Origin of the sequence: Acidovorax sp. MR-S7, assembly GCF_000400995.2 — a bacterium.
Taxonomy (GTDB): domain Bacteria; phylum Pseudomonadota; class Gammaproteobacteria; order Burkholderiales; family Burkholderiaceae_C; genus MR-S7.
The window spans coordinates 12,011-31,072 of the sequence record NZ_DF238916.1 but is presented as its reverse complement, the minus strand read 5'-3'; the positions used below and the strand labels follow the sequence as shown (position 1 = coordinate 31,072).

Here is a 19,062-nt window from a genome sequence, read left to right as displayed (position 1 = left end):
TTCTTATGACGACTTCTTCCCTTCTCCCTTCCATCGGCGACCTGCACGACGCTGCACTGGCTGCCCGGCTGCAGCACCGCATCGACCACAAGACCAAGCCGCTCGGCTCGCTCGGCCAACTGGAGCGCCTGGCGCTGCGCCTGGGCCTCATCCTGGGCACCGAGACGCCCGCGCTGCAGGCGCCGCAGATGCTGGTGTGCGCCGGCGACCACGGCCTGGCCGCACGCGGCGTGTCGGCCTATCCCGCCGACGTGACCTGGCAGATGGTGGAGAACTTCCTCGCCGGCGGCGCAGCCGTGAGCGTGCTGGCGCGCCAGCATGGGCTGGCGCTCACCGTGGTGGACTGCGGCGTGGCCAAGGATTTCGCGCCGCGCCCCGGCCTGGTGGTGCGCAAGGTCGCCCACGGCACGCAGGATGCATCGCAAGGCCCCGCCATGACGCGGGCGCAATGCGAGGCCGCCATCGCCAACGGCCGCGAGGTGGTGCGCGCGCTGCCCGGCAACGCGCTGCTGCTGGGCGAGATGGGCATCGGCAACACCTCTGCGGCATCGCTGCTGCTGGCGCGGCTGGCGGGCGTGGACCTGGCCGAGTGCACGGGCGCAGGCACCGGGCTGGACGACGCGGGCATCGCCCGCAAGCGCGCGGTGCTGCGGCAGGCCTTGGACGCCAATGCCGGCGCCGTGGCGCCGCTCAATGCGCTGGCGGCGCTGGGCGGCTTCGAAGTGGCCACGCTGGTGGGGGCGGTGCTGCAGGCGGCGTCCGAGCGCCGGGTGGTGGTGGTGGACGGCTTCATCACGAGCGCTGCCGTGCTGGTGGCCAGCCGCCTGCAGCCGCTGGTACTGCAGCGCTGCGTGTTCGCGCACCGCTCGGGGGAGCGGGGGCATGCGGCCATGCTGGAAGCGATGGGCGCGCAGCCGCTGCTGGACCTGGGGCTGCGGCTGGGAGAGGGATCGGGGGCTGCGCTGGCCTGGCCGTTGCTCGTGTCGGCTTGCGCGGTGCTGCGGGAGATGGCCAGTTTCGAGTCGGCTGGCGTGGCTGGGGCGACTGGTTAGCAATGAAACTGGGCTCTAGCGCTTATGTGGAAAGCGCTGGAAGCTATCAACTCAGGAGCAATCAGCCCCTGTCAGCCACACCTTCCACATCCTCGCGCAGCAAGGTGCCGTCCGCCCAATGCCCGCCCAGCACCTTGTAGAGCGTGATCCGGTTCACCTGCTCGGCCAGATGCAGCGAGATCTGCGCCTGCTGCGCGGCATAGAGCGAGCGCTGCGCATCCAGCACGGTGAGGTAGTTGTCCGCACCCAGGCGGTAGCGTGCATCCGACAGCTCCAGTGCGCGCTGCGTGGCGTCCACCAGCGAGCGCTGCGCGTCCAGGCGCTCGGCCAGGGTGGCGCGCTCGGCCAGGGCGTCGGCCACCTCGCGCAAGGCGGTCTGCACGGCTTTCTCGTACTGGGCCACGGCGGTGCCCTGCGCGGTTTCGGCCACGCGCAGGTTGGCGCGGTTGCGGCCGGCGTCGAAGATCGGCAGGCGGATCTGTGGCGCGAAGCTCCAGGTGCCGTTGCCGCCGCCCCACAGGCCCGAGAGCTGGTTGCTGGCCACGCCCACCGAGGCGGTGAGGGTGATCGATGGGAAGAAGGCTGCGCGCGCTGCGCCGATGTTGGCGTAGGTGCCCTGGAGCTGGTGCTCGGCCGCCTGCACGTCGGGGCGGCGCAGCAGCACGCTGGAAGGCAGGTCGGACGGTACGGCCAGCAGCACCGCGGCGGGCTCGGCCGGCGGGGCCAGGTGCGGGGTGGCGCCGGCGCCGGTGGCGGCGGGCGGGGCCATGGCATCGGCTACGCCGGGCGGCAGCAGCGTGTCGGGCACGGCGGTGCCTGCCAGCAGCGCCAGCGCGTTGCGGTCCTTGGCCAGCTGCGATACGTAGGCCGCGACGTCGGCGCGCGCGCTGTCCACGGTGGTCTGGGTCTGAGCCAGTGTCAGGCCCGAGGCGGCGCCCAGCGCGTGGCTCTGGCGCGTGAGGTCGAGCGCCTGCTGGCGCGTGCGCAGGGTTTCGCGGGCCAGGCGCAGGCGGCGCGCGTCGGCATCCAGGGCGAGCCAGGCGTTCGCCACCTCGGCCACCAGGCTGAGCTGCACGCTGCGGCGGTTCTCGGCCACGCGCAGGAATTCCTGCAGTGCCACTTCATTGAGGTTGCGCACGCGGCCGAAGAAGTCGATCTCGTAGCCGGTGAAGCCGAGCTGGGCGCTGTACTGACCCGAGACGTTGGGCCGGCCGGCGGTGACCAGGTCGTCGGCCGTGCGGCTGCGGCTGCCCGCGCCCGTGGCATTGACGGCCGGGAAGAGGGCGGAGCGCTCGATGCCGTATTGCGCCCGCGCCCGCTCGATGGCCAGCAGCGCCACGCGCAGGTCGCGGTTGTGGTCCAGCGCCAGGGCCACCACCTCGCGCAGGCGCGGCTCCTGGATGAAGCCGGCCCAGGGCATGGGGCCGTCCTCGGTGATGCGCAGGGCGGCCTCGCGGTCCGGGGCCATCGCCTGCGCCGGGACTTGCGGCTGGGTGGCGCCCAGGGTCTGCGGCACGGGCAGGGCGGGGGCGTGGTACTCGGGCGCGAGCGAGGTGCAGGCGGTGAGCGCCAGCGGCAGCGCCCAGAGCACGGGGATGGAGGGGCGGGTCATGGCGTGGCCTCCGGCTGGGGTGCCTGGTGGGCGGCCGGGGTGCGCGTGAACAGGCGGCGCACGATGAGGAAGAACACGGGCACGAAGAAGATGCCCAGCAGGGTGGAGAACACCATGCCTCCGAGCACGGCGGTGCCGATGGCCTGGCGCCCGCCGGCACCTGCGCCCGTGCCGATGGCCAGGGGCAGCACGCCGAAACCGAAGGCCAGCGAGGTCATGAGGATGGGCCGCAGGCGCAGGCGCACGGCTTCCACCGTGGCGTCGAACAGGCTGCGCCCGCGCTCCTGCAGCTGCACGGCGAATTCCACGATCAGGATGGCGTTCTTCGACGCCAGGCCCACGGTGGTGAGCAGGCCGACCTGGAAATAGACGTCGTTGGCCATGCCGCGCAGGTAGGTGGCGGACAGCGCGCCGATCACGCCCAGCGGCACGGCCAGCATGACCGAGAAGGGCACGCTCCAGCTCTCGTAGAGCGCCGCCAGGCACAGGAACACGAAGAGGATGGAGACGGCGTAGAGCATGGGCGCCTGCGAGCCCGATTGGCGCTCCTGCAGCGAGGCGCCGGTCCACTCGAAGCCGATGCCGGTCGGCATGGTGGCCATGATTTCCTCGATGGCGGCCATCGCGTCGCCCGAGCTGGCGCCGGGCGCGGTGTTCGCCTCCATCTCCATGGCGGGGCTGCCGTTGTAGCGCATGAGCTGGGGCGAGCCGCTGGACCAGGAGGTGGTGGCGAAGGCCGCGAAGCGCACCATCTCGCCGTTCTTGTTACGCACGGACCACTGGCCGATGTCCTGCGGCAGCATGCGCGAGGGCGCATCGCCCTGGATGTAGACGCGCTTGACGCGGCCCTGGTGGATGAAGTCGTTCACGTAGGTGCCGCCGAGGGCGCTGGAGAGCACGCCATTGATGTCCGCCACGGCGATGCCGAGGGCCGCAGCCTTGCGGTCGTCGATCTCCACCTTGAGCTCGGACGTGTCGTCGAAGCCGGTGGTGCGCATGTTGGTCAGGGCCGGGTGGTCGCGCGAGGTGGTGATGACCTTGTCCATCGCCTGCATCAGCGCCTCGTGGCCCAGGCCGTTGAGGTCCTTGATGACGAAGTTGATGCCCGCATTCGCGCCCAGGCCGCGCACCGCCGGCGGCAGCGTGACGATGATGCGCGCATCGCGGATCCTGGCCAGGTCCTTGTTGGCCTGGCGCACCAGCGCTTCCGCGGACTGACCGGGCAGCGGCCGCTGGTCCCAGGTCGTGAGCCGCACGAACATGGAGCCGGAGCTCTGGTTGCCGTTGTTGCCCAGGATGGCGTTGGTGCTGAAGACCTCGGGCTTGTCCTTGAAGTACAGGCGGATCTCGTCCATCACCTGCTGCAGGCGTGCATCGGTGGCGCCCGAGGGCAGGGTGACGATGACGCGCACGAAGCCCTGGTCCTCGTTGGGCAGGAAGGACGTGGGCAGGCGGTGGAACATGAAGGCCACGGCCGCCAGCACCATGCCGAACAGCACCGCCATGCGGCCGGTGCGGCGCAGCAGGCGCGCCACCGCGCCCTGGTAGCGCGTGGCGCTGCGGTCGAAGTGGTGGTTGAACCAGAGGAAGAAACGGTCCACCCAGCCGAGCGGGCCGCGGCGCACTGTGCGCTCGTGCGCCATGGGCTTGAGCAGCGTGGCGCACAGCGCTGGCGTGAGCGTCAGCGCCACGAATACCGACAGGCCCATGGCCGCGACGATGGTCACCGAGAACTGCCGGTAGATCACGCCCACCGACCCTGCGAAGAACGCCATGGGCACGAACACCGCCGACAGCGTGAGGCCGATGCCCACCAGCGCGGGCGTGATCTCTTTCATGGACTTACGGGTGGCCTCCTTGGGCGACAGGCCTTCTTCGCTCATCACGCGCTCCACGTTCTCCACCACCACGATAGCGTCGTCAACCAGCAGGCCGATGGCCAGCACCAGCGCGAACATGGTCAGCATGTTGATGGAGTAGCCCATGGCAGAGAGCACGCCCAGCGTGCCCAGCAGCACCACGGGCACGGCGATGGCCGGGATCAGCGTGGCGCGGAAGTTCTGCAGGAAGAGGAACATCACCAGCGTCACCAGCACCATGGCCTCGGCCAGAGTCACCACCACCTCCTTGATGGAGGCGCGCACGAAGGGCGTGGTGTCGGAGCTGACGAAGCCGGTGATGCCGTCGGGAAAGAAGGGCGCCAGCTCGGCGATCTTCTTGGCCACGGCATCGGCCACTTCCATGGCGTTGGCGCCGTCGGCCAGCACGATCCCCAGGCCCGCGCCCGGCTGGCCGTTGAGGATGGAGCGCACGGTGAGCGTGTCGGCCGCCAGCTCCACGCGCGCCACGTCGGCCATGGTGACCACCGAGCCGTCGGAGGCGGACTTGAGCACGATGTCCTTGAACTCCTCCACCGTCTGCAGCTTGGAACGGGCGGTGACGGTGGCATTGAGCATTTGCCCCGGCACCGCGGGCAACTGCCCGAGCTGGCCGGCCGAGACCTGGGCGTTCTGCGCGTTGAGTGCGTTCACCAGATCCGAGGGCATGAGCGCGTACTTCTCCATCAGCGCCGGATCCATCCAGATGCGCATGGCGTAGTTGGTGCCGAACACGGTCACGTCGCCCACGCCGTCCACGCGCGCGATCACGTCCACCACGTTGCTGGTCAGGTAGTCGCCGATGGTCACCTGCGACACGTTCGGGTCGGGCGAGGTGAACACGTAGGTCACCAGATAGTCCTGGCCCCCCTTGTTGACGAACACGCCGCGGCTCTTGACCGCATCGGGCAGGCGGTTGACCGCGCCCTGCAGCTTGTTCTGTGCCTGCACCTGGGCCACGTCGATGTTGGCGCCGGGCTCGAAGGTGAGCGTGGTGCGCGAGCGGCCGGCCGAGTCGCTGGTGGAGCTCATGTAGAGCAGCCGGTCCAGCCCCTTGAGCTGTTGCTCGATCACCTGCGTGACCGAGTTCTCCACCGTTTCGGCCGAGGCGCCGGTGTAGGTGGTGTTGAGGGTCACGCGCGGCGGCGCGATGTCGGGATACATCTCCAGCGGCAGCGTGAAGATGGACAGACCGCCCGCGAGCATGATGACGATGGACAGCACCCATGCGAAGACGGGGCGGTTGATGAAGAACTGCGCCATGGCGAGGCCGGCCCTTATTGCGGCGCGGAGGCGGGAGCGGACGCCGGGGCGGCCGCGCCCTGTGCCTTTGGCGTCCAGGGCACGGCACGCACCGTGCTGCCCGGGCGGGCGCGCTGCGCGCCGTCCACCAGCACGCGCTCGCCAGCCGACAGGCCCGAGAGCACTTCCCAGCGGTTGCCCACGGCCGCACCGGTCACGATGCGGCGGCGCTCCACCTTGTTCTCGGGCGTGACGACCAGTACGCTCGGGTTGCCCGCCGGGTCGCGCGTCACGGCCTGCTGGGGCGCGAGCAGGGTCTGCTCGTTCACGCCGGCCTCCAGCACGGCACGCACGTACATGCCGGGCATCAGCAGCCCGTCGGGGTTGGGCACCACGGCGCGCAGCGTGACCGCGCCGGTGCCAGGATTGACCTGCACGCCGCTGAACTGCAGGCGGCCGGGGTGGGCGTAGGTGCTGCCGTCGTCGAGCTTGATGGCCACGCGCACGTCGTCCTTGCCCTCGCGCTTGAAGCGCCCGCTGGCCAGGTCGTTCTTCAGCCGCAGCACCTCGGTGCTGGACTGGGTCACGTCCACATAGAGCGGATCGACCTGCGATACCGTCGTCAGCGCAGCCGCCTGGTTGGCGGTGACCAGCGCGCCCGGCGTGACGGTGGACGTGGTGGTGCGACCCGCGATGGGCGACTTGATGCGCGTGTAGCCCAGGTTGATGCGCGCGGCCTCCACGGCCGCGGTGGCCACTCCGACGTCGGACTGCGCCTGCGCGGCGGCGGCCTGGCTGTCGTCGTGCACCTGGCGGCTGACGGCGTCGATCTTCACCAGCTCGGCGTTGCGCCGGGCGTTGGTCTGCGCCGTGCTCAGTGTGGCGCGGGCCTTGGCCAGCTGAGCCTCGGCCGAGGCCAGCGCGACCTCGTAGCTGGCAGCGTCCAGCTGGTAGAGCACCTGGCCGGCCTTGACCTCCGCGCCTTCGGTGAACAGGCGCTTTTGCACGATGCCGCCGACCTGCGGGCGTATCTCGGCCGTCAGGAAGGCACTGGTGCGCCCCGGCAGCTCGGTGGTGACCAGCTGGCGCTCGGGCTGGAGCGTGACCACGCCCACTTCCGGCGGCTGGCTGGCCGCGGCAGGCGCGGCGTTCTTGTCGCCGCAGGCGGCCAGCGCCAGCGCCAGGGCCATGCCCCATGCCAGCCTGAACCCGGCGCCTGGGCCGGAGGGGGATGATGGGATGGGGGAAAAGGAGGCCAGGGCAGGGCTGACGCGGATCGCGGGTGTCATGGAGGCGGAACGCAGTATGTCTCGGTTGGGCCGGCAAACAGAGGCCCCCGGCGCCGGGCCGGGGCAGGGCCAAGACCGCAATGTCGCATATCGGCGTTAGGGCTGCTCCGGAGGGCGGTTTTCTTCATTTTTCTTTACATTGAGGAAAGTCAACGTTCACAATGTTCTGACGATTCGGGCTGGGAGCATCAGCCTCCGGCAACGGGATACCAACTGGCACACCAGAGCCAAGAAAGAGGGAGGCTTCATGCGCGTGAATCTTCCGGTCAGTAGGCAGGAATTCGCTTTTCCCAAGGGGGAGACGCTGGTCTCGACCACCGATCTCCAGGGACGCATCCTGTATTGCAATCCCATGTTCATCGAGGTCAGCGGCTTCACCCGCGAAGAGCTGCTGGGCCAGCCCCACAACCTGATCCGCCACCCGGACATGCCGCCCGAGGCCTTCCGGGACATGTGGCAGACCATCGGCAACGGCCTGCCCTGGTCGGCGCCCGTGAAGAACCGGCGCAAGAACGGTGACTACTACTGGGTCATGGCCAACGTGACGCCGCTCATGGAGGGCGACCAGCCTGTGGGCTACATGTCGGTGCGCACCGAGGCGTCGCAGGCGCAGGTGCAGGAGGCCGAGCGGCTCTACCAGTGCATGCGCGAGGAGGAGAAGGCCGGCCGCCAGGTGCTCGCGCTGCGCGCGGGCCGCTTGGTACGGGCCACGCCGGCAGGAAGGCTGCTGGAGTCGCTGTCGCTGGGGCTGGCGGGCAAGGTCGGGCTGGCCTTCCTGGCCGTGCTGGCGGCGGCGGGGGCCGCGGCTTATGCCGCCACCCATGCCACAGGAGGCTGGGACGCGCTGGCGTGGGCCGGGGCGCTGGCCGTCACGCTGGTGGCCTTGGGCTACGTGCAGCGCGTCGCCGTGGCGCCGCTGGCGCAGCTGGTGCAGGCCGCCAACCGCATGGCGGCGGGCGACCTGACCCAGCAGCCCGTCGTCACCCGTGCCGACCTGGTGGGCGACCTGCAAAAGGGGCTGTCGCAGCTCAACGTGAACCTGCTGTCCATCGTGCGCGACGCGCGCCAGGAGAGCGACAAGATGCGCGCCGCCACGCGCGAGATCGCGGAGGGCAATCGCAACCTGTCCGGGCGCACCGAAAGCCAGGCCAGCAACCTGCAGCAGACGGCCGCCTCCATGGAGCAGATCACCGGCACGGTGAAGCAGACCAGCGAGTCGGCGCGCCAGGCCACCCAGCTGGCGGACCAGGCCACCGCCGTGGCCGAGCGCGGCAGCCAGGCGGTCGATGGCGTGGCCTCCACCATGCAGCAGATCCAGCAGGCGTCGGTGCGCATCGGCGAGATCACGCAGCTCATCGACAGCATCGCCTTCCAGACCAACCTGCTGGCGCTCAACGCCGCCGTGGAGGCCGCCCGCGCGGGCGAGCACGGGCGGGGCTTCGCCGTGGTGGCGGCCGAGGTGCGCGGCCTGTCGCAGCGCACCCAGGCGGCGGCCAAGGAGATCCGCGAGCTCATCGCCGAGTCGGCGGCCACGGTGGGCGAGGGCCACCGCAAGACCGGCGAGGCGCAGAAGACCATGGAGGAATCCCTCTCCATGGTGCGGCGCGTGGGCACGCTGATCGGCGAGATGCACAACGCATCCAACGAGCAGCTTTCGGGCATCTCGCAGGTGAATGCCGCCGTGGCCCACCTCGACACGATCACGCAGCAAAATGCGTCGCTGGTCGAGCAGAGCGCGATGCTGGCCGTGCAGCTGCAGGCCCAGGCGCAGATCGTCTCCGAAACGGTGCAGATGTTCCGCATCGATGCGGCGCAAAGCTGGCAGGCGCCGCAGGCCGTGGAGCTGCGCCGCGCCATGAAGGCCGCGCGGGGCGCCGCCGTCGCGCTGCCCGGCAGCGCCTGAGGGTGGTGAGCGAAATCGGCCTCCAGCGCTGGATGGGAAAGCGCAGGCAGCTATCGAATTTGAAGTCTTCCGCGATTGTCAACTTCGGTTGCGGACCCGGGCATGCCCGCGTGTCCGGCGCGGGCCGGCATACCATGCGGGCATGCGGCCCCTCGCGGGCCGTCTCCACCGTTTGAAGGAATCCGTGACCATGAACCACTCCGCTTCCACCCCGCTGCTGGCCGAAGAACTGATGCAGCAACTGCAGGGCGCGCCGCTGCAGAACATCGCCCAGCAACTGGGCACCAGCACCGCCGAGACGCAAAGCGCCGTGGCCATGGCGCTGCCGCTGCTGCTGGGCGCGCTGGGCCGCAATGCACAGGATGCGCAAGGCGCGCAGTCGCTGTTCGGGGCGCTGCAGCGCGACCACATGCCCCAGCAGGCGGCGGGCCTGGGCGGCGGCATGGATCTGGGCGGGCTGCTCGGCGGCCTGCTGGGCGGCGGCCGGCAAGGCGGCGGGGCGGGCGCGGACATCCTGGGCCACATCCTCGGCGGAGGCCAGGCGCGCGCCGAATCGGGCCTGGGGCAGGCCAGCGGCCTCGGCGCGAACGCGGGCCAGCTGCTGCAGATGCTGGCGCCCATCGTCATGTCCTTCCTCGCCCAGCGCGTGAGCGCGGGCGGCATGGATGCCGGCGGCCTGGGCCAGATGCTGGGCCAGGAGCGCGCCAGCGTGCAGCGCCAGGGCACGCCGGGCGGCGACCTGCTGGGCAGCCTGCTGGACCAGGACGGCGACGGCCAAGTGGGCCTGGGCGACCTGCTCAAGATCGGCGGCAGCCTGCTCGGCGGAAGGCGCTAGGTCACTTGCACGGCGGCCCGGGTTCAGCGGACACTTCCCCCAGCGTTTCGGTTTTTGTTCCACTCACAGCCAGGGAGGCCGCCATGACAACCGTTGCAGAAATCCTCAAGTCCAAGTCCAGCGCGCAGATCTACAGCGTCGCCCCCTCGGACACCATCCTTTCCGCGCTGCGCCTCATGGCCGACAAGGGGATCGGCGCGCTGCTGGTGATGGAGGACGGGCAGATCGCGGGCATCTTCACCGAGCGTGACTACGCGCGCAAGGTGGTCCTGCTGGGCCGCAGCTCGGGCGACACGCCCGTGCGCGAGGTGATGACGCGCGCCGTGCGCTTCGTGCGCTCCACGCAGAGCACCGACCACTGCATGGCCCTCATGACCGAGAACCGCCTGCGCCACCTGCCCGTGGTGGACGATGGCGAGGTGGTGGGGCTGGTGTCCATCGGCGACCTGGTGAAGAACATCATCTCGCACCAGCAGTTCCTTATCGAGCAGATGGAGCAGTACATCACCGGCGCACGTTGATGCAGCCGGGGCCGCAGGCATCGGGGTTTGCCCTGGTGCCCGCGGCCATGCGGGCATTCCCGCTGTCGCGTGGCCCCCTTCGTGGATATACATCCGGTCACATTTTTCCTTGCGAAGGAGCATGCGCGTGAACAATGCAATAAGCCGCCGCAGGTTCTCTGCCGGCCTGGGCGCGGCAGCGCTGGCCGGCGCGGGACTGCCTGGCTGCAGCAAGGTGCCCGACACCATCAAGATCGGCGTGGCCCAGCCGCTGTCCGGGCCCATCGCGGGCCTGGGGCAGGACCTGCTCAACGGCGTGAAGCTGGCGGTGGACGAACTGAACCGGTCCGGCGTGCAGGTCGACGGTAAGCGCGTGGCCTTCGAGATCGTGGCGCAGGACGACCGCTCCGACCCCGTGGCCGGGCGCGCGGCGGCGCAGCAGCTGCTGGACTCGGGCGTGGTGGCGGTGATCGGCCACCTGAATTCGGGCGTAAGCATCGAGGCCGCGCCGCTGTACGCGGCCAGGCAGGTGCCGCAGCTCGTCATCTCCACCAACCCCCGGATCACGCAGATGGGGCTGGGCACGCCCTTTCGCATCGTGGCCAACGACTCGCTGCAGGCGCGCGCCATCGGCTCCTTCGCGGCCACGCAGCTCAACGCCGAGAGCTATGCCGTGGTGGACGACGGCTCGCCCTACGGCAAGGGCCTGGCAGACGGTGCGGCCACCGAGCTGCAGGCGGCCCGCAAGAACATCACCGTGCGCCAGAGCTTCGACGACAAGACAGTCGCCTTCGCCGACCTCGCGGCCAAGCTCAAGGACGAGCGGGTAAGCGTCATCGTCTGCATGCTCAACGACTTCCAGGCCCTGGCGCTGCTCGAGGAGCTGCGCAAGATCGGCCATACGCGCCTGGCCCTGCTGGGCGGGGACCTGGTCAAGACCACCGACATGACCCAGGGCATGGGCGTGGTCGACGGCATCTACGCCACCTCGCCCGTGCTCGACGTGACTGAGTTCACCACCGGCCGGCAATTCCTGGCCAAGTACGAAGCGGCCTTCCGGAAAGCCCCCGCCTATGGCGGCCACTACACCTACGACGCGATGTACGTCCTCAGCGAGGCCATCAAGAAGGCCGGCTCGGCCGCGCCCGCGGACATCACCAAGGCACTGCGCACCATCAATGGCTACGCCCCCGTCACCGGCACCATGACCTGGGACGACAAGGGCGAGCTGCGCTACGGCGCCGTGGGCGTGTACGAGCTGCGCAAGGGCAGCTGGGAGCTGCGCATGCGCTCCGACCGCTGGTGAGGGAGGCGGGGGCTACACTTGCGGCCCTATGAATGGGCTGATCCTGGGCATCGAATCCTCCTGCGACGAAACCGGCGTGGCGCTCGTGCGCGCGCAGGCCGGCAGCGGCCTGCCGGTGCTGCTGGCGCACGCGCTGCACAGCCAGATCGAGATGCACCAGGACTACGGCGGCGTGGTCCCCGAGCTGGCCAGCCGCGACCACATCCGCCGCGTGCTGCCGCTCACGCAGGCGGTGCTGGCCGAGGCGCGGCAGGAGCTGGCCGACGTGGACGTGGTCGCCTACACGCGCGGCCCGGGCCTGGCCGGCGCGCTGCTGGTGGGCGCGGGCGTGGCCTGCGCGCTGGGCGCGGCGCTGGACCGGCCGGTGCTGGGCGTGCACCACCTCGAGGGGCATCTGCTCTCGCCCTTCCTGAGCAGCGACCCGCCGGAGTTTCCCTTCATCGCGCTCCTGGTGTCCGGCGGGCACACGCAGCTCATGCGCGTGGACGGCGTGGGGCGCTACGCCATCCTGGGCGAGACCATCGACGACGCGGCCGGCGAGGCCTTCGACAAGTCCGCCAAGCTGCTGGGCTTGGGCTATCCCGGCGGGCCGGCGCTCTCGCGCCTGGCGCAGGAGGGCGACCCCGCCGCCTTCAAGCTGCCCCGGCCGCTGCTGCACAGCGGCGACCTGGACTTTTCCTTCGCCGGCCTCAAGACCGCCGTGCTCACCCAGGCGAAGAAGCTCGGCGACGGCCTGCAGGCGCGCCGCGCCGACCTGGCGGCCAGCACGCAGGCCGCCATCGTCGAGGTGCTGGTGAAGAAATCCTTGATGGCGCTGGACGCCACGGGCCTGCAACGCCTCGTGGTGGCGGGCGGCGTGGGCGCCAACCGGCTGCTGCGCGCGCAGCTCGACGCGGCCTGCGCGCGGCGTGGCGTGCGCGTGCACTACCCCGAGCTGCACCTGTGCACCGACAACGGCGCCATGATCGCCATGGCTGCCGCCATGCGCCTGCAGGCAGGGCAGCAGCAGCCCAACCGCGACTACGCCTTCGACGTCAAGCCGCGCTGGCCGCTGGATGCCATCGCTGGCTGAGGGCCGTGCGGCCCGTGGCAGTGGGCATGACGTTGCGATGGGTTACAGGGGCGCGCCGCACGCTCCGGGCCATACAGGCTTCACAATGTGCGTTGCTGCGACATACCGCCTCCTGATTGCCGTGAACCGTTCCCGACGCCGTTCCCCTCGTCCGCTTGCTCCCTTTTCCCTTCTGCTGCTGGCCGCTGCGCTGCTGTCGGGCTGCGCGCGCATGCCGGAGTCCATGCCCGGGCTGGACCGCAACCTGGCCTTCACGCCGAACGACTTCGACGGTGCCAGCATCCACACGCGCCACATTGGCGCCTCGCAGGAGCGCACCTGCGAGGCTGCGCGCCGCGCGCTGCTGAGCCAGGGCTACCTGGTGCACACCGCCACCAGCGAACTGGTCGCCGGCCGCAAGTACTACCAGCCGCACACCGACGTGCACTACGAGGTGGAGATGCGCATCGTCTGCGCCCCCGAGGGGCTGGGCGACACGCGCACCTCGGCCTTCGCCAGCGCGCTGCAGGACCGCTACGTGATCAAGAAGATCAACAACTCCGCCTCGCTGGGGGTCGGGGCCATCGGCTCGGTGTCGCTGCCGGTGAGCGCCACCGACGACACGCTGGTCAAGGTGGGCAGCGAAACCGTCACGGACGCGCAGTTCTACGAGCGCTTCTTCCAGATCTTCGAGCGCTACGTGGGCGTGCTGCCCGACCTGCGCCCGGCCACGGCCCATCCCGTGCCTTTGCAGGAGCGCGAGGCCGTGGACCGCGGCACCGAGCTGCCGCCGGCCGAGTAGGCGGCAGCGCCTTCCCATCGTCCTGGGGTCTTCGCACCGCAACCGCTGCGCAGCACCGCTCCGTTCCTTTCTTCTCGCACGCATGATGTCCATCTCCCGCCGCCAGGCCGCCGTCGCCTGCGCATGGGCCCTCGGGGCCGCCGCCGCGCCGTTGCCGGCGCAAACCACCACCGCCGCGCAGCCCGCAGGCGCGCCCATCAAGGTGGCATTGGTCGAAAGCCTGTCGGGCAGCTTCGCCAACACGGGCGAGGCGGTGTTCCGCAACATCGCCTGGGCCATGGAGCGCGTGAACGCGCGCGGCGGCGTGCAGCTGCCATCGGCCGAGGGCGGCGCCCGCCCGCTGGTCCTCACGCGCTACGACAGCAAGGGCACGAACGAGGAGGCGCTGTCGGCCCTGCGCGCGGCCATCGACGACGGTGCGCGCTTCGTCATGCAGGGCAACTCGTCCGCGACGGCCGCGGCGCTGGTCGAGGCCGTCAACAAGCACAACCAGCGCGACCCGCAGCGGCGCGTGGTGTTCCTGAACTACTCTGCCGTCGATCCCGCGCTGACCAACGAGAAGTGCAGCTTCTGGCACTTCCGCTTCGACCCCCATGCCGACATGCGCATGGCCGCGCTGATGCAGGTGATCCGCGAGGACAGGAGCGTCAGGAACGTCTACCTCATCGGCCAGGACTACAGCTTCGGCCAGGCCGTGCTGCGCGAGGCCCGGCGCCAGCTCGCGAGCCAGCGGCCCGACGTGGCCGTGGTGGGCGACGAGCTGCACCCCGTGGGCCGCGTGAAGGACTTCGCGCCCTACGCCGTGAAGATCAAGGCCAGCGGCGCGCAGGCCGTCATCACCGGCAACTGGGGCAACGACCTCACGCTGCTCGTCAAGGCCGCGCGCGAGGTGGGCTACGACGGCATGTTCTACACCTTCTACGGCAACGCCCTGGGCGCGCCCGCCGCGCTGGGCGAGGCGGGCGTGGGCAAGGTGGTGGCGGTGGCCGACTGGCTGCCCAACGTGCCCACGCAGGGCAGCGAGGCGTTCTACCGCGCGTTCCGCGCGCGCTTCCCCAAGCCGCAGGACGACTACGTGCACATGCGCATGCAGCTCATGGTCGAATCCCTGGCCCAGTCTATCGAGCGTGCCGGCAGCACCGACGCGACGGCCGTCGCGCACGCACTGGAGAAAGCCAGCGTCCAGCTCGCGGGCCAGGCGGGGGCCATGCGCGCGGCGGACCACCAGTTCCAGCAGCAGCTCGTCGTGGGCGTGATGGACCGGCGCGGCGCGCCGGGCGTGCAGTTCGACGTGGAAGGCTCGGGCTACGGCTTCCGCGTGGTGCGCCAGCTCACGGCCGCGCAGGCCGAGATGCCGCACGCCTGCCAGATGCAGCGGCTCTGACGCCCGGCGACGTCAGGGCTTGCGCGCGCCTGCTTCGTCGCGCAGGGCCTCCAGGATCCGGCCTTGGATCGCCGGCAGCAGCTCCTGGCGCTGCCAGTCCTGCAGGTCCTTCTGCAGGGCCTGCGCCGCCAGGCTGGTGCGTGCGCGCTGCGCGGCGCGGGCGGGCGTGCGCTCCGCGGCGAGCAGCGCGGCCAGCTCCCCGGGCGGGATGCGCGCGGCCACCGCCTGAGCCAGCACCGGCAGGGCGTGGCGCGCCTCGAAGGCGCGCACGCGGGCGGAAATCTGCTGGCGCCACGCGGCCTGCTGGGGGCGCGTGGTTTCGGGGGGCCAGTGTGGTTCGATGGATTCCAGCGCCTGCACCTTGGCCTGCACCAGCTTGCGGTAGGTCTCGCCCGGTGCGAGCAGCAGGATGAGTTCGCCCGCCTGGCGCTCGTGGTCGCTGCGGGGCGCAGGGGCGTCGGCGTCCGCGAGAGGCCCGGCTCCGGCCACCGCCGCCTGCTGCCAGGCCAGGACCTGGGCGTGGATGTGCTGCGCCAGCGCGGCCTGCGCTGCCTCGACGGCGGGCAGGGCCTGGCGCACGAAGGTTTGCCCTGCGGGCGTGCGGTAATAGGCGCGCAGGGCCTGTGCCTCGTCTTCGCTCAATACGCGCTGGTAGGCGGCGGTGGCCATAGGCAGCAGGCGGGTGCTCCAGTCGAATTGCGCGCGCAGCCAGGGGGAGAGCTCGGCGTGCAGGCGCTGCTTGCGCGCGCGGCGCTGCGGATCGGCTTCGTCGTCGGGGCGCGGGGCGTAGCGGGCGTCGATCTGGTCGAACGACGCGGCCAGGCGGGCGGGCAGGCCTTCGTCCTCGAACAGCCCGGCGAGCGTGTGCGCGCTGGCCGGCGTTGCGGGTGGCTGCGGCGCGGATGCGGCGGCCGCGGGGGGCGTGGCCGGGGCGGCCGGCGTCTGCGCGAACGCCGCATGCCAGGCCAGGGGCGCAGCCAGCAGCCAGGCCGCGTGGTGCGCGAGCGGCCTGCGGGAGCGGTGCAGGATCATGGGGACTCCCGGGATGCGGTACGGGCGGAAGCAGGCAGGGCGGCTGCCACGGCGCGGCCCAGCTCGATCACCGCCAGCGCGTAGTAGCTCGACCAGTTGTAGCGCGTGACGGCGTAGAAGTTCTCCGTGCCCGCGACGTAGCTGGGCGGCGCGGCGCCGTTTTGCAATTCCACCAGCGCCAGCGGGCCGGCATGCTGGCTGCCTTCGGCGTCCAGTACCGCACCCAGTGCGGCCATGCGGGCAGCGCTGAAGCTGGGCAGGATGTCGGGGGCGAGCAGGGTGTCCAGCTGCACCCGCGCCGGGTCGGTGTCGAACGCCACGGCGTAGTGCGTCGGCATGCCGGTCTTCCAGCCGTGGCCCACGAAATAGTGGGCCACGGAGCCGATGGCGTCCACGGGGCTGTTCCACAGGTCGATGCGGCCGTCGCCGTCGAAGTCGACCGCGTAGCGTGCCCAGCTCGACGGCATGAACTGGCCCAGGCCCATGGCGCCGGCATAGCTGCCGCGCGGCGCGTGCGGGTCGATGCCGGTGCGGTCCATGAGGGTGAGGAACTGCTCCAGCTCGCGCGCGAAGAAGGCCTGGCGCTCGGCGGCGCGCGGGTGGGCGGCGGGGAAATCGAAGGCCAGCGTGGCGAGGGAGTCGATGACGCGCAGGCTCCCCATCTGCTGGCCGTACAGCGTTTCCACGCCGATGATGCCGACGATGAGGCCGGCCGGCACGCCGTATTCGCGCTCCGCGCGCGCCAGCGCCTCGGCATGGGCCTGCCAGAAGCGCACGCCCGCGCGGATGCGGATGGGCTCGACGAAGCGCGCGCGGTAGGCGGTCCAGTTCTTCGGCGTGCCCTTGGGTGGCGGCAGCACGAGGCGCGGCACCTGCGGCAGCAGGCGGGCCTGGCCGATGGCCTGGCGTACCCATTCGCGGTCCAGGCCGCGGCGCTCGGCCAGGTCGTCGGCGAACTGCATGGCCTGGGCGCTTTCAGCGTAGTGGTAGGCCGGTGCGGGCTTTTTTGGGGTCTTTTGGGCTGTAGCGCTTATGGAGAAAGCGCAAGCAGCTATTGTAAGAATAGCGTTTCGGATCGCGGCGTTCATGGTGCGGGGGCAGGCCAGGGCAGGCGGCGCAGTTCGCGCCGCAGGGAGGTGAGGGCGGTGGCGGGCCGGGGGGCGTAGCGGGCCTGCTCCACGCGCAGCAGCCATTGGGCGGCAGGCTCGGCCGGCGGGCCGAAGCGCTCGCGCGCCTGCCGGGCCATGCTGCGCGGCGGCGTGTGCGGGGGGAGCGGCAGGCCCGCGCGGGCCAGGCGGGTGCGCGCCTGCAGCAGCAGGCGCTGCCAGGGGTCGTGGCGGCGGCGCTCCCAGGCGGCCCAGAGCACACCGCCGGCGGCAGCCAGCGCGGCCAGCACGCCCATGAGGCGCACCAGGTCCTGCGCGCTGGGCGATTGCATGCCCAGCGACTTGAGCAGGTCGAGCTGGCGCCCTTGCGTGTAGTTGAGCACCCACTGGTTCCAGCCGTTGTTCATGGCCTCCCAGGCAGCGCGCAGGTGCTGCACCATCGTGCGGCCGACCACAGCGTCCATGGCCGTGCCGAACACGCCGCGCGGCGCCTGCAGGCGCTGGAACAGGCCCACGCGGTCGGGGGCGATGGCACCCGTGGGGTCAACGCGCAGCCAGCCGCGGCCTTCCTGCCAGACCTCGGCCCAGGCGTGGGCATCGCTCTGGCGCACGGTCCAGTAGCCGTCGATCGCGTTCATCTGCCCGCCCTGGTAGCCGGTGACGATGCGCGCGGGTACGTCCAGGGCGCGCATCAGCACGACGAAGGCCGAGGCGATGTGCTCGCAGAAGCCCTCCTTGCGGTCGAACCAGAAGTCGTCGGCCGTGTGCTCGCCGTACACGCCGGGTTCCAGCGTGTAGGTGTAGCCGCCGGTGCGCAGCCGCGCGAGGGCGGCGTCCACATAGGCCTGCGCGCCGCCGGCCGCCAGTTGCGGGTCGGCCTGCATCTGCCGGGCCAGGGCCTGGGTGCGCGGGTTCAGTCCGGGAGGCAGCTGCACGTAGGCGCGCATCTCGGGCGTGCGGCGCTGCGGGCCGTGGGTGAAGCGCAGGTGGCTCTCGGCACGGTAGCGCAGCACGCTGAGGACGGGGCGCGAGGCCATCCATTGCAGCTCGGGTGACATCAGCGCCCAGGTGCCCTGGGGCAGCTCGGGGCGCTCCCGCGCGGCATCCAGCGTGAGCAGCCAGGGGCGGCGGCTGGGCTCCAGCGTGACCTCGTAGCGCAGCGGCTCGCCTTCCACCTGCAGGTGCGCGGGCGTGGGGCTGGCCCAGGTGATGGCGCGCGCCTCGGGCTGCGAGAGGGCGTACCACTCGCGCCCGTTGAAGGCCGTGAGCACGGGGCCGCGGAAGTACAGGCTGCTTTGCGGCGGAGGCTCCCCGCCGGGGCTGCCGTCGGGGGTAAGGAAGCGCACGCGCAGGGCCACGCTGTCGTCGAGCACCAGCGAGGCCATGCTGCCGATGCTCATCTGCCCCGCGAGGCCGCTGCGTCCGGCCAGCGTTTCGGCGGGTACCCCCCACAGCGGCGCCATGCGCGGGAACAGCAGGAAGAGCGCCAGCATGATGGGCGCGCCCAGCAGCGCCATGCGCGCGGCCGTGCGCATCGATTGCGCCAGCGGCGGGCGGCCCACGGGCAGGTGGGCGTTGACCAGGGCCGTGAGCAGGCCCAGCAGCGCCACCAGCATGGCGGCGGCGGTGGCGAGCGACTGCGAGAACAGGAAGTTGGCCAGCAGCGTGAAGAAGCCCAGGAAGAACACCACCATGGCGTCGCGCCGCGCGCGCAGCTCCAGCGTCTTGAGCGCCAGCAGCATGACGATGAGGGTGACGCCCGCCTCCGTGCCGACGATGGTGCGGTGCGTGAGCAGCGTCAGCCCCACGGCCAGCGCCAGCAGCGCGCCTACCACCCAGCGCCCGGGCAGCGGCCGCGCGCGCCAGGCCAGCCAGCCGCGCCAGGCCAGCAGCGCGATGGCCAGCGCGATGGTCCAGGCCGGCAGGTGGCCCGCCAGCGGGCCGATGCAGCAGGCCACGACGGCCAGCAGGAACAGCGTGTCGCGCGCATCGCGCGGCAGGTGGGCGAGGGTGCTACCTTTGTGATAGCTGCTCGCGCTTGTTGGTATTGGGCTGGAGGCCATTTTCGTTC

Annotated in this window: 14 protein-coding genes; 8 read left to right on the top strand and 6 right to left on the bottom strand. The window is 71.1% G+C overall.

What is annotated here, in order from left to right; genetic code table 11:
• The first annotated feature begins 5 nt into the window (after positions 1–5).
• The gene (gene cobT / locus AVS7_RS09720; protein WP_020228264.1) at positions 6–1,052 is read left to right on the top strand and encodes a nicotinate-nucleotide--dimethylbenzimidazole phosphoribosyltransferase; all 1,047 of its coding nucleotides are present in this window, start codon (positions 6–8) and stop codon (positions 1,050–1,052) included.
• 61 nt (positions 1,053–1,113) lie between these two features.
• On the opposite strand, the gene AVS7_RS09715 is transcribed toward cobT, so the two are convergent.
• The 3 genes from AVS7_RS09715 to AVS7_RS09705 are packed head-to-tail and all read right to left on the bottom strand — an operon-like array spanning position 1,114 to position 7,072.
• Positions 1,114–2,664, bottom strand: coding sequence for an efflux transporter outer membrane subunit (locus AVS7_RS09715; RefSeq protein ID WP_020228263.1), 1,551 nt, complete (start codon positions 2,662–2,664; stop codon positions 1,114–1,116).
• The gene (locus AVS7_RS09710) at positions 2,661–5,804 is read right to left on the bottom strand and encodes an efflux RND transporter permease subunit (RefSeq protein WP_020228262.1); all 3,144 of its coding nucleotides are present in this window, start codon (positions 5,802–5,804) and stop codon (positions 2,661–2,663) included. The genes AVS7_RS09715 and AVS7_RS09710 overlap by 4 nt, the downstream gene beginning before the upstream one ends.
• 14 nt (positions 5,805–5,818) lie before the next feature.
• Positions 5,819–7,072, bottom strand: a complete 1,254-nt coding sequence (locus AVS7_RS09705; protein ID WP_034690528.1) for an efflux RND transporter periplasmic adaptor subunit — start codon at positions 7,070–7,072, stop codon at positions 5,819–5,821.
• Positions 7,073–7,319: 247 nt separating this feature from the next.
• Here AVS7_RS09705 and AVS7_RS09700 point away from each other — a divergent pair, with 247 nt between their 5' ends.
• The 7 genes from AVS7_RS09700 to AVS7_RS09670 all read left to right on the top strand — a co-directional run bounded on the left by AVS7_RS09700 (position 7,320) and on the right by AVS7_RS09670 (position 14,853).
• Positions 7,320–8,975 carry a PAS domain-containing methyl-accepting chemotaxis protein gene (locus AVS7_RS09700; protein WP_024001272.1) on the top strand — a complete coding sequence of 552 codons (1,656 nt, stop codon included), beginning with the start codon at positions 7,320–7,322 and terminating at the stop codon, positions 8,973–8,975.
• A gap of 190 nt (positions 8,976–9,165) precedes the next feature.
• Positions 9,166–9,810 carry a DUF937 domain-containing protein gene (locus AVS7_RS09695; RefSeq protein ID WP_020228258.1) on the top strand — a complete coding sequence of 215 codons (645 nt, stop codon included), beginning with the start codon at positions 9,166–9,168 and terminating at the stop codon, positions 9,808–9,810.
• 83 nt (positions 9,811–9,893) lie between these two features.
• Entirely contained in the window at positions 9,894–10,331 is a 438-nt protein-coding gene (locus AVS7_RS09690) for a CBS domain-containing protein (RefSeq protein WP_020228257.1), read from the top strand.
• A 121-nt stretch (positions 10,332–10,452) separates the two neighbouring features.
• Positions 10,453–11,616: an ABC transporter substrate-binding protein gene (locus AVS7_RS09685; RefSeq protein WP_020228256.1), complete on the top strand. Its 1,164-nt coding sequence runs from the start codon at positions 10,453–10,455 to the stop codon at positions 11,614–11,616.
• Positions 11,617–11,644: 28 nt separating this feature from the next.
• Complete coding sequence (gene tsaD / locus AVS7_RS09680; protein WP_020228255.1) at positions 11,645–12,688, top strand: tRNA (adenosine(37)-N6)-threonylcarbamoyltransferase complex transferase subunit TsaD; 1,044 nt, start codon at positions 11,645–11,647, stop codon at positions 12,686–12,688.
• Between the two features lie 121 nt (positions 12,689–12,809).
• Positions 12,810–13,469 carry a DUF2242 domain-containing protein gene (locus AVS7_RS09675; protein WP_024001269.1) on the top strand — a complete coding sequence of 220 codons (660 nt, stop codon included), beginning with the start codon at positions 12,810–12,812 and terminating at the stop codon, positions 13,467–13,469.
• Between the two features lie 82 nt (positions 13,470–13,551).
• Positions 13,552–14,853 carry a branched-chain amino acid ABC transporter substrate-binding protein gene (locus AVS7_RS09670; RefSeq protein ID WP_020228253.1) on the top strand — a complete coding sequence of 434 codons (1,302 nt, stop codon included), beginning with the start codon at positions 13,552–13,554 and terminating at the stop codon, positions 14,851–14,853.
• A 12-nt stretch (positions 14,854–14,865) separates the two neighbouring features.
• On the opposite strand, the gene AVS7_RS09665 is transcribed toward AVS7_RS09670, so the two are convergent.
• The 3 genes from AVS7_RS09665 to AVS7_RS09655 are packed head-to-tail and all read right to left on the bottom strand — an operon-like array spanning position 14,866 to position 19,054.
• On the bottom strand, positions 14,866–15,885 hold the full coding sequence (locus tag AVS7_RS09665; RefSeq protein ID WP_020228252.1) for a DUF2059 domain-containing protein: 1,020 nt from the start codon (positions 15,883–15,885) through the stop codon (positions 14,866–14,868).
• Entirely contained in the window at positions 15,882–16,973 is a 1,092-nt protein-coding gene (gene mltB / locus AVS7_RS09660; RefSeq protein ID WP_034690524.1) for a lytic murein transglycosylase B, read from the bottom strand. Before mltB ends, AVS7_RS09665 begins: the two co-directional genes overlap by 4 nt.
• Positions 16,970–19,054 carry a DUF3488 and transglutaminase-like domain-containing protein gene (locus tag AVS7_RS09655; protein WP_020228250.1) on the bottom strand — a complete coding sequence of 695 codons (2,085 nt, stop codon included), beginning with the start codon at positions 19,052–19,054 and terminating at the stop codon, positions 16,970–16,972. Before AVS7_RS09655 ends, mltB begins: the two co-directional genes overlap by 4 nt.
• Positions 19,055–19,062 lie beyond the last annotated feature (8 nt).